This window comes from Legionella tunisiensis, from assembly GCF_000308315.1.
GTDB lineage: Bacteria > Pseudomonadota > Gammaproteobacteria > Legionellales > Legionellaceae > Tatlockia > Tatlockia tunisiensis.
In genome coordinates this window covers 1-10,557 of the sequence record NZ_CALJ01000276.1, presented here as the reverse complement: position 1 = coordinate 10,557, position 10,557 = coordinate 1, and the positions used below count along the sequence as shown (strand labels likewise).

Here is a 10,557-nt window from a genome sequence, read left to right as displayed (position 1 = left end):
GCCTGGTATTTATCAAGCCGTGGTTGTTGTGATGCAAGGCAGATCAAAGGAAGCCTATTTGCGCGCTTATTTGGTGACTGATAAAAAACCAAAAACTAGCAATGGATTAAGGGAGTATTTAAGTGATTATCTCCCTGGCTATATGATACCGCGCGAATTTTGTGTCATAAAATCAATTCCTTTAAAAGAGAATGAAAAAATAGATTTTGCTTCATTAGAACGCCAAGGGTATCAGCTTTTACGGTTTAATGAACAAGACACAATCCATGCGCTAACCTCCCAAGAAAAAGAAATTAAAGACATTTGGGAGCAAATTTTTCATAGAACTGTCCATTCTACTCAGGAAGATTTTTTTGCCATGGGGGGTGATTCACTAACGGCTTTGCAGCTGATATCCAATTTAAAAACACATTACGATTTAAACTTGCCCCTGCAATTAGTGTTTGATTCTCCAACCATTGCGAGTTTGGCTACAAAAATTGATGAAATTTTGGCTAGTAAACGTTCAGCACAGAATTTTTCTGTTAAAGCAAATCCGTTAATTAAACTGGCGGCAGGAAAAAATGAGTCTCCTTTGTTTTTAATACACCCAGTCGGTGGCTCAGTGTTTTGGTATAAGCCATTGGCTTCTTATCTAAATGGTAAATATACTGTTTACGGTATTCAAGATCCCAATCTAGATGGCGTTCCCGTTCACTTTCAATCTTTAGAAGATATGGCTGGCTTTTATTTGCAGGAAATAAAGAAAGTGTATTCGGGGGAGCGCTACTGCTTAGGAGGTGCCTCATATGGAGCTACCGTTGCCTTTGAAATGGCAAAACAACTCGTCCATGAAAAAAATCTATTAAATTTCTGGGATTGTTTGATGGATGGGCCCATTATCCTGATGATTTGATGCAAGAAAATTCATCAATATTCTTAAGCCAAACAGAAAATAATCAATTAGCTGTCAATAAAAAACAAAAGATTCTTTATATGAATTAGAACAATATCGAAAAACGTTATTACTTAATTATAAATTCTCTTCTTTGAAAGCAAATGTGACCTTATTTAAAGCGAGTGAATTATGGCCTTCTTTCAAACTCATTGATGATTTTAATAATGGTTGGCGTCCTTATATCGAAGGTGAAATTGGGCAATATGAAATACCTGGAAATCATGAAACTATGTTTTTTGAGCCACATGTTCAGAAATTAGTAGAATGTCTTTCCCTGAAAATATAATGGGTTACCCAGCAATAACTCGATCCGGCGCTAATTAGGTAATATCCTTTAATTTTTATGTGCGTTCAAAGGATTCCAATTGTTTTTGATAGTCGCGCCACTGCGGCATAAACTGGGTCATTAAAGCATAGAAACGTTTGTTGTGACTGGCTTCCAGTATATGAACCATTTCATGAACTAACACATATTCCAGACAAGCCAAGGGTTTTTTTATCAGATTAAGATTAAGCCAGATTCGGTGCGCTCGAACGTTGCAGGAACCCCAGCGGGTTTTCATTAGTTTGATTCCCCAGCCATTCACTTTTACCCCCATTATCAGTTCCCATTTTTTGAGTAGTTCAGGTAAAACTGCTTTCATTTGCTCCCTGTACCAGCTTTTCAATAGGGTTTCTCTCGTTGTTACTGTTGAGTCAGTTTTCGTAAAGCAGTGGATGAAGTGGTCATCCATAGCAATTTTTGCCTGTTTGCTATTTTCATGAATGAGCAATGTAAATGCCTTACCCAAAAAATAATGACGCTCACCTGTTTCAAAACAAGAATCAGGCTGAGGTGCATTTTGTGTTAAACGAGCACGCTGGGCATGGATCCAGGCGCTTTTGGCTTCCAATTGGCGATGAATTAAAGCCATAGAAAATCTTAGTGGTACGCTAACCTTAACCTCACCATGAGGTGGATAGATACGTAGATGCATGTTTTTTATTGGTTTTCTTATGATACTTATAACAATTCCATCGATTTCCAGTTGAGTGTGTGACATAGACGCAAGTAATAAAAAACAGTGGAGTGTAGTTATAAATTGGCATGGGTAGATAGTCAATTTAATTCGCTACATTTCTTGATCTCCATAGTTAGAAACAATGTTAGCTATGGGCAATGCATCTATCAGAAGCGCTCATCAGGAACACAAGGGCTATCGACATATTCACCGTTTATTTTCAATACCATATTCACACTGGCACGATGATAGCGGACTAGTTGTTCATATTGGGCGGGGGTAAGATAGCCGTAACTGTTGCCACAATAAACCAGTGAATGGGCTGCGCGCGACGATTTAACTTGTATGGGGATATCACAATCCCAACGAAAGCGGGTCAAATCACAGTTAGCAAAGGCTGTACTCAATGGCAATACAAAAAGAAGCGACGCTAGATTGATTGTTTTCATAGACTAACACTCCGTTGCTCTATTTTAATATTATCGGATATTACGCAGAACTCTTTATAGCGAAACATGCTTGAACTATGCCAAGTTAGTAAACAATTCCTTCGTGGCGTAGTAGATCGGTTTTGTAATGCAGAGCAGTAGTCTGCCCCATATAGCCGCCGCAATTGGTTTTGCCAACCACACGATGACAAGGAATAAACAATGCCAAAGGATTACTTTTACATGCCTGTCCAATAGCGCGAGGACTTGATTGCAATGCCTTTGCCAGTTCACCATAGGTAAGCGTGCGACCTACAGGAATAACCAATAAAGCATTCCAGACTCGCTGTTGATAGAGAGTACCTTGCGGTTTTAATGGCAATTGAAAACGATAGTGGGGATTTTGGAAATAATGATCAATTTCCATCGCAATGGTTTTAGTCAGTTGATTAGCTAGTTTTTGGGGGGGGCGATTCGGTAAAATTTGCGCGGTGAATATAATGCTCATCGTACTCAACTCCAAGCCAACCTACAGGTGTATTGAATGCGGTGACGATGAGCATTTTAGTTAGCAATTAACTTCTTTTTTGCCAGTCAATTTTCTTTGATGCGTGCTGCGCGGCCAGCTAAATCACGTAGATAATATAGCTTAGCACGACGAACATCACCACGACGCTTAACAGTAATGCTGTCAACAACAGGACTGTAAGTTTGGAAAACACGCTCAACACCAACACTGTGAGAAATTTTTCGTACAGTGAAAGCAGAGTTTAAGCCACGGTTACGCTTAGCGATAACAATACCTTCGAAGGCCTGTAAACGCTCACGTGTACCTTCTTTTACCTTTACTTGTACTAAAACGGTATCGCCTGGGCTGAAATCAGGAATATTTTTGCCTTGCATTTGTTCGGCATTTAATTGGTCAATAATGTTCGTCATGGTCACTCCTCAAATTGGTATTCCTTTTAATCAGGAACCACCGTGTTCGCGTTTAAACTCGACAAGCAATTGCTTGTCTGCATCACTTAATTGTATTTTCTCTAATAAATCCGGACGTTTCAGCCAGGTTTTACCTAGCATTTGCTTTCTACGCCAACGCTCAATATCTTGGTGGTTACCACCTAATAGCACTGACGGAACGTCTAAACCGTTAATGGTAGCTGGTCTTGTGTAATGTGGGCAATCCAGCAAACCATTCATAAATGAATCTTGCTCTGCCGATCCCAAATGGCCAAGACTGCCAGGCAGAAGGCGTATAATCGCATCGATAAACACCATGGCTGCCAATTCACCACCACTTAAAACAAAGTCTCCTAGCGACCATTCTTCATCAATATCCTGGGTAATGATCCGCTCATCAATTCCTTCATAGCGTCCTGCTATAAAAAGCAGGGGCTGTTTACCTGCTGCCACTTGATTCAAATCAATCTGGCGAATTATTTTTCCTTGCGGACTCAAATAGATGGTCTTACAAGAGGCAGGCAACTGAGTCTTTGCATGCTTAATAGCTGCATGTAAGGGCTCATACATCATGACCATACCAGGGCCACCGCCATAAGGCTTATCATCTACTTGGCGATAGGGCCTTGTCGTCCAATCTCTGGGATTCCAACAATCCACCTTTGCTAAACCTTGCTCAAGAGCTCGTCCGACTACACCATGATGCAAGCCGTCAAACATCTCAGGCATTAAGGTTATCACACCTAAATGCAGCATTATCTAAAAATCCGCATCCCAGTCAACTCTAATAAGATGATGGCTAGGATTGATGTCCGTAATAAACTGACCTGGTAAGTAGGGAATCAAGTATCGCTTTGTTCCTTCTACAACCAAAACATCATTGGCTCCGGTCGGCATAATTTCTTTTACCTTACCAAAGGAAATTCCTTGCAGATTAACAACATCCATTCCAACAAGTTCATGCCAGTAATACTCACCTGGCTTAAGTGAAGGAAGTTGAGTACGACTAATCGCGATATCAACATTGGTCAGGTTAGCTACCTGTTCTCGCTCGCTATAACCTTCGATCTGGGCAAGAATCGACTTATCGTTAACTTCTATGTGCAATACGTTAAGCGGTTGCCATTGTTTACCAATATAAGCATGCCAATCTGTATAACGCAGGATATTATCGCGGGGCTCAGTAAACGAATGAACAGTTACGAAGCCCTTAATCCCATGAGCGCGTCCAAAACGACCAACAACAACCCAGTCAGTAACCTTATCCACGTTATTCAGCGGCAGCGTTCTTCTTGTTATGTTCTTGGATTAAGGCACGAACGCGATCAGATAATTGAGCACCAACACTTTGCCAGTGAGCTAATTTATCCATTTCTACCTGCAAACGCACTTCTTGACCGCGTGCAACAGGATTGAAATAACCAATTCGCTCAATATAGTTACCATCGCGACGTTTGCGACTATCTGTGACAACCATATTGTAAAAAGGACGCTTCTTTGCGCCAGCTCGTGATAAACGTATAACGACCATTGTTTTCCTCTACTTTAAGAGTGATTACGTAAAAATGCCGTGTATTGTACGAAAATTAACTCGGCATGGGAAGTGATTATATGAATTATTTCATATCATCGGGAAACAGTCCTTTTAAACCAGTCATGCCACCCATGCCGCGCATTATTTGTTTCATGCCACCTGGCTTGGTGAACTTCTTCATCATCTTTTGCATTTGTTCAAATTGTTTCAACAGGCGGTTAACATCCTGAATTTGAGTTCCTGAACCGGCTGCGATGCGTTTTTTTCGTGAACCGACAATAATTTTAGGAATACGGCGCTCTTTAGGTGTCATGGAATTAATAATAGCGACAGTTTGTGCCATGGCCTTATCATTAACTTGACTGATAGCTTGTTGGGGTAATTGACTCATGCCCGGCAATTTACTCATCATGCTAGCAACACCACCCATATTATTCATTTGTAGTAGCTGCTGTTTAAAATCTTCTAAGTCAAACCCTTTCCCTTTTTAAGCTTTTTAGCCAGTTTTTCGCTGGCTTGTTTATCTGCTTTGCGCTCTACTTCCTCAATGAGAGTAAGAATATCTCCCATACCTAGAATACGTGAGGCTATGCGATCTGGGTGAAAAGGTTCTAGAGGATCAATTTTTTCCCCGCTACCTATAAATTTAATAGGCTGGCCGGTAATGTGTTTAACCGAAAGTGCTGCTCCCCCGCGGGCATCACCATCTGTTTTGGTGAGAATCACCCCGGTTAAAGGTAAGGCTTCATGGAAGGCTTTGGCTGTATTCGCTGCATCTTGGCCAGTCATGCTATCGACTACGAACAAAGTTTCTACGGGGTTAACTGCTTTATGGAGTGCTTTGATCTCAGCCATCATCTCAGCATCAACATGTAAACGGCCTGCTGTATCAAAAATGACTACATCCATATATTGTTTTTTGGCGCTTTCTAAAGCTCTTTGTGCAATATCTAAAGGCTGTTGATGTGCTTCTGATGGAAAGAAAGCAACATCAAGTTGGGTAGCTAATATTTTAAGTTGCTCAATCGCAGCGGGTCGGTATACATCCAGACTCACTAGCATGACTTTTTTGTTCTCGGTTTCTTTTAGGTAGCGAGCTAGTTTTGCAGAACTGGTTGTTTTACCAGAGCCTTGCAAACCTGCCATGAGGAACACTGCTGGTGGTTGGGTTTTAAAATCGAGCTCGGCGCGAGTATCTCCTAAAACATGCACTAATTCATCATGAACAATTTTAACCAGGGCTTGATCGGGCTTTAAGCTGCCAACCACGTCCTGGCCGAGTGCCTTTTGTTTAATCTGCTCAATAAACTCTTTAATTACAGGCAAGGCTACATCTGCTTCAAGCAACGACATACGCACTTCACGCAGAGCAGGCTGTATGTTTTCTTCAGTTAAGCGGCTTTGACCGCTGATCATTTTAAAGGCTTGCGTTAAGCGTTCGGTTAAATTCTCAAACATGGTAATTACCTAATGCAAAAATTCTAACTATAGCACAGTGGCTAAGTTGCAAAAACTTTTATTGGATAGGAAAGAGAAGATTGATAATAAATTTGTCTTCTTACTAACTTTTTTCGTCCTCTTTACGGTAATTGGCTATAGATTTTGTCTTTTTGATATGATGAACTAATTTTCTTTGCAATTACTTGGGGATATGTAGTGCATTTTTCTTTTTCTTTACCCACTCTTCTAATTGCTTTAGTGCTGTTGGTTTTATTATCAGCTTTTTTTCTGGTGCGGAAATTGGCATGATGTCTTTAAACCGTTACCGTTTGAGACATTTGGTTAAAAAATGATAAGCAGGCTATACGCGTTAATCAGATGCTGGCTCGGCCTGACAAATTACTTAGTGTCGTATTAATTGGTAATACTTTGGCGAATATAATAGCCTCAACGGTAGCAACGCTCGTTGGACAGCGTTTATATGGTGATGCTGGTGTAGCGATAGCAACGCTGTTACTAACACTGGTAATTCTCGTGTTTTCTGAAATGACGCCTAAGACCCTGGCAGCTTTGCACCCACAACAGGTTGCTTTTATTTCGTCTTTTCCTTTGCAAATTTTGCAAATTATTCTCGCTCCTTTAATCCAAACTATTACATGGATAAGCAATGCCATTTTGCGTTTATTTGGTGTCTCCCTCGATAAGGTACAAAAAGAAGCTTTATCCGGAGAGGAATTACGTTCAGTAGTCCATGAGGCTGGAGGACTTTTACCTGTTGAACATAAAAGTATGTTGATTAGTTTGCTTGATTTAGAGCAAGCAACTGTTGAAGATATCATGATTCCAACAGCAGATATTATTGGTCTTGATTTAGAACAATCTTGGCATGATTTACTTGAGCAATTAGAAACGGCACAGCATACCCGGCTTCCTCTTTACCGCGATACGATTGATAATCTGGTAGGGATGGTTCATGTACGTAGTGTACTGAATTTGGCTTTAGAAGAGCGTCTTGATATGGAAAATTTATTAAAAATTGCTGATGCGCCTTATTTTATTCCAGAAGCTACGCCTCTTAATGTACAGATTTTAAATTTCCAGAAAATGAAAAAACGCAGTTGTTTTGTGGTGGATGAATACGGTGAATTGCAAGGCCTGGTGACGATGGAGGATATTCTTGAGGAAGTTGTTGGCGAGTTTACAACCGATATTGCAGCCTTGAGTAAGGATATTACTCAACAAGAGGATGGTTCTGTTATCGTTGATGCCAGTATTACTTTACGCCATTTAAAACGGTTATTGAACTGGCAGTTACCTTCCTTGGGGCCTCGTACATTGAGTGGTTTAATCATTGAGCATTTGGGCTATATCCCCCCATCGGATTGTTGTTTACAGATCGATAATTTTCAAATTGAAATACTCATGGTCAGCGATAATATGATTAAAACAGTACGTATGCTTAAAGTGAATAAGAAGAGAAAATAGAGTTGCAGTTATTTTATTTCTTCATTTTCTTTGACAGTCAATACCCGTGCTGTAAATAAATAGCCGCCGTTTCTAATGGTTTTAATCAGGGCTGGTTTTTGGCATTAGGTTCAATTTTTTGCCTTAAACGGCTAATTTGGACATCAATTCGCCGATCAAAAGGAGTCAAATCGCTATTTTTTGTGAGTTGAAGTAAAAACTCACGACCTAAAACACGTTGTGGTTGCCGTACAAAAGCCAGCAACAATTCATATTCGCCTACACTAAGTGGTAACTCTTGATTTCTATTATCGAAGAGTTGTCGTGAGGCGGGGTAAAGTCGCCAATTGGCGAACAGGAAAACATTTTTTTCAGATTCTGTTTCTTGTGCAGAGCGTTGTACTCGTCGACTAATAGCAGAAATACGTGCATGAAGTTCGCGAGGGTGGATGGGTTTGATCAAAAAATCATCGGCACCAGCTTCTAGCATGCGCACACAAATATTTTCATTCACTTGTTCGCTAATAATAATTAGAGGTACCTGAAAGCGATGATACAAATTATCTATCTGAGTGGGATCTGCTTGAATAAGTGCCCAATTGATTAGTAATGCCGCAGGTGATTCAATCTCCTCACTAAGTTGTGAGAGATCTGTTTGTTGTTCAACCCGATAATCAAATTTAGCAAAATACTCTATGAGACGCTCATCTTTTGGTGCATTATCAATGATAAGCAGATATTTGCGATGCATGAATCATTCTCCGTCATGAATGCAAATCAATTCTATACTTGGCAGGATTATATACTGTTTATCATCATATTTGCGATTTTTTAATCGATTGATTTTATTTTAGTTGCAAGCATTTTTTTCTGGCACTAACTGCCTGACTTTCTGTTGTCTTTCAACGCAGTCATTGCTAGTAATCACTGTTTCTAATTTGTAGAATAGAGCGCGTTTGTATACAGCGAATACTCATTATCAAAATTTATAGCTTAGGGGAAAGAGGATGAATAAAATCATTGGATTGTTTGGTTTAGTAGCCTGTTTATTGCTGAGCAGCTGTTCTAAGGATCTGGCGCCTGGTGATTATGATGTCAGTGAGGTTGGACGATTAAAGAAAGTTGCCTCTGGCGTAATCATTTCAAAACGAGCTGTTAAGTTTCATAGCAGAGATACTGCAAATAAAAAATCGGAGAAAGCACCCGGCAGTGAATATATCGATGGGGGTCGTGGCTATGTTTATGTCATTAAATTAAATAGTGGCGCGATTGTTTCTGTAGCTCAGGCGGAAGATTTAAACCTAAAAGTTAAACAACATGTTCTGGTTGTTTATGGTAAGAATACACGAGTACTGCCAGATGACGGCGTTGATAATTAATTTTAGGGAGTGTACGAATTCTTAAAAATTTATTGAAATCTATTCTTAATGCCTGAAAACCAGGCACTGACTGAGAGGTATTTAATGTACCTCTCTCTGACCAATTCTGGAATTAGTTAAGATAATCCTTTGTGTTTCGAGTGATAGGCCTATTTTGCCAACGGCATGAACAAATCACTTCGACAAGGTGGTTGGGTAATCTTCAAGCGTGATTGAACTAGCAGCGTGATTGATCCGTTTTGTTGCTCGGTGAATAAAAAATTCAATAAGACGACCTGGAAGTAGACGCATTAATTGTCCTGTTAGCCAGGTGAAAGGATTCTTTCTTTCTTGCGAGCGAAATAATTTTGCTGCCTTAATGCCAAGCGCTTGATTGATTGTTACGTAGGGACGCATTTTTTATCAAATTGATTAAAAGCTTTATGATAATCACCTTTTGCTAACGCTAACTCGCCAGCAAGAACATAGGCACCCACAAGTGCGAGGCTGGTTCCTTGGCCAGACATAGGTGATGCACAATAAGCGGCATCGCCTAATAATACAACTCGTTGAGAAGACCAGTCATTCATATGGATTTGAGAAACAGCATCAAAGTAAAAATCATCGGTTGTAGCCATCATAGTGAGCAGCTTGGGAATTTCTCCGCCTACATCGGCAAATACTTTTTGCAACAACTGCTTTTGTGCCGCAGTATCTCGCGGTTCAATGTGAATAGAGGATGTAAAAGCAAAATAAGCTTTCGCATTTTTATCCCCACGGCTACTCCAGATGCCGGCAACTCGCCCTAGCTCAGTGTATTCCATTTCAATACGGTCTAAATTTAGATAATTAGGGACTGAAAACACACATAAGTAGATCCCCAACTCATGTGAAAAACTGGATTCATTGCCAAAAATGAGTCGTCTTACATTTGAATGAAGACCATCAGCACCAATTAAAAGATCATAAGTGCATGGAGGATGCTTCTCAAACTTAACGTGGATATTATCAGCTGTTTGAGTAATTGTCTGAATAGAGTCACCAAATAGAATTTCAACACCCAGAATTTGGTCCTGCAAAATTTGGTTTAGCGTACCTCGCATGATTTCTTGATCATCGCCCATTCGATGACCAAAGGTGTCTCCACTCATTTTATGGATGATATGACCATGCTTATTAACGAGTAGAGCCTCTTGCATATCTGTGCTGGCTGCGACTACTGCATCAAAAATACCAGCATGCTGCAGAATCTGTAAGGCCTTTCCGCGAACGTCAATTTTGTATCCCCCTGTACGTAATTCAGGGGCAGATTCTACCAACGTGGGTGTATAACCATAGCGCTTTAGCCAATATGCAACTGACAAACCTGCTGTTCCAGCTCCCGATATTAAAATTTTCATTGTTATTATAAATATCAATGGGGCGTTGGGCATTA

Annotated in this window: 13 protein-coding genes and 2 pseudogenes; 4 read left to right on the top strand and 11 right to left on the bottom strand. The window is 40.2% G+C overall.

Annotated features, from left to right (window positions below; translation table 11 throughout):
• Positions 1 to 895: thioesterase domain-containing protein (locus BN58_RS26460; RefSeq protein ID WP_040916691.1), on the top strand; the 895-nt coding region annotated here is incomplete at its 5' end.
• A 133-nt stretch (positions 896 to 1,028) separates the two neighbouring features.
• Positions 1,029 to 1,223: a thioesterase domain-containing protein gene (locus BN58_RS16320; protein ID WP_156812584.1), complete on the top strand. Its 195-nt coding sequence runs from the start codon at positions 1,029 to 1,031 to the stop codon at positions 1,221 to 1,223.
• A 55-nt stretch (positions 1,224 to 1,278) separates the two neighbouring features.
• Here the strand turns inward: BN58_RS16320 and BN58_RS16315 are convergent, their stop codons facing one another.
• From BN58_RS16315 to ffh, 8 genes and pseudogenes are all read right to left on the bottom strand, one after another.
• The gene (locus BN58_RS16315; protein WP_026069541.1) at positions 1,279 to 1,980 is read right to left on the bottom strand and encodes a M48 family metallopeptidase; all 702 of its coding nucleotides are present in this window, start codon (positions 1,978 to 1,980) and stop codon (positions 1,279 to 1,281) included.
• A 125-nt stretch (positions 1,981 to 2,105) separates the two neighbouring features.
• Positions 2,106 to 2,387, bottom strand: a complete 282-nt coding sequence (locus BN58_RS16310; RefSeq protein ID WP_019217737.1) for a hypothetical protein — start codon at positions 2,385 to 2,387, stop codon at positions 2,106 to 2,108.
• 85 nt (positions 2,388 to 2,472) lie between these two features.
• Positions 2,473 to 2,874: a methylated-DNA--[protein]-cysteine S-methyltransferase gene (locus BN58_RS26455; RefSeq protein WP_019217736.1), complete on the bottom strand. Its 402-nt coding sequence runs from the start codon at positions 2,872 to 2,874 to the stop codon at positions 2,473 to 2,475.
• Between the two features lie 86 nt (positions 2,875 to 2,960).
• Positions 2,961 to 3,305, bottom strand: a complete 345-nt coding sequence (gene rplS / locus BN58_RS16300) for a 50S ribosomal protein L19 (protein ID WP_019217735.1) — start codon at positions 3,303 to 3,305, stop codon at positions 2,961 to 2,963.
• Between the two features lie 30 nt (positions 3,306 to 3,335).
• Positions 3,336 to 4,085, bottom strand: a complete 750-nt coding sequence (gene trmD / locus BN58_RS16295; RefSeq protein WP_026069540.1) for a tRNA (guanosine(37)-N1)-methyltransferase TrmD — start codon at positions 4,083 to 4,085, stop codon at positions 3,336 to 3,338.
• Positions 4,086 to 4,595, bottom strand: coding sequence for a ribosome maturation factor RimM (gene rimM / locus BN58_RS16290; RefSeq protein WP_019217733.1), 510 nt, complete (start codon positions 4,593 to 4,595; stop codon positions 4,086 to 4,088). It abuts the gene before it with no gap.
• A gap of 1 nt (position 4,596) precedes the next feature.
• Positions 4,597 to 4,857: a 30S ribosomal protein S16 gene (gene rpsP, locus BN58_RS16285; protein ID WP_019217732.1), complete on the bottom strand. Its 261-nt coding sequence runs from the start codon at positions 4,855 to 4,857 to the stop codon at positions 4,597 to 4,599.
• An 85-nt stretch (positions 4,858 to 4,942) separates the two neighbouring features.
• Positions 4,943 to 6,318 (bottom strand): annotated as a pseudogene (gene ffh, locus BN58_RS26450) (signal recognition particle protein).
• Between the two features lie 198 nt (positions 6,319 to 6,516).
• On the opposite strand from ffh, the pseudogene BN58_RS26445 reads away from it, so the two are divergent.
• A pseudogene (locus tag BN58_RS26445) lies at positions 6,517 to 7,785 on the top strand (HlyC/CorC family transporter).
• 85 nt (positions 7,786 to 7,870) lie between these two features.
• On the opposite strand, the gene BN58_RS26440 reads toward BN58_RS26445, so the two are convergent.
• The gene (locus BN58_RS26440; RefSeq protein WP_019217730.1) at positions 7,871 to 8,515 is read right to left on the bottom strand and encodes a response regulator transcription factor; all 645 of its coding nucleotides are present in this window, start codon (positions 8,513 to 8,515) and stop codon (positions 7,871 to 7,873) included.
• Positions 8,516 to 8,771: 256 nt separating this feature from the next.
• Between BN58_RS26440 and BN58_RS16265 the strand changes: the two genes are divergently transcribed.
• Positions 8,772 to 9,143 (top strand): hypothetical protein, encoded by a 372-nt coding sequence (locus tag BN58_RS16265; protein WP_019217729.1) that lies wholly within the window; start codon positions 8,772 to 8,774, stop codon positions 9,141 to 9,143.
• A 174-nt stretch (positions 9,144 to 9,317) separates the two neighbouring features.
• Here BN58_RS16265 and BN58_RS26435 read toward each other — a convergent pair whose 3' ends face one another.
• The gene (locus BN58_RS26435) at positions 9,318 to 9,539 is read right to left on the bottom strand and encodes a hypothetical protein (RefSeq protein WP_019217728.1); all 222 of its coding nucleotides are present in this window, start codon (positions 9,537 to 9,539) and stop codon (positions 9,318 to 9,320) included.
• Positions 9,524 to 10,557, bottom strand: a 1,034-nt coding sequence (locus BN58_RS26430) for an FAD-dependent monooxygenase (protein ID WP_156812583.1), incomplete at its 5' end; no start/stop codon positions are given. The genes BN58_RS26435 and BN58_RS26430, both read right to left, overlap by 16 nt.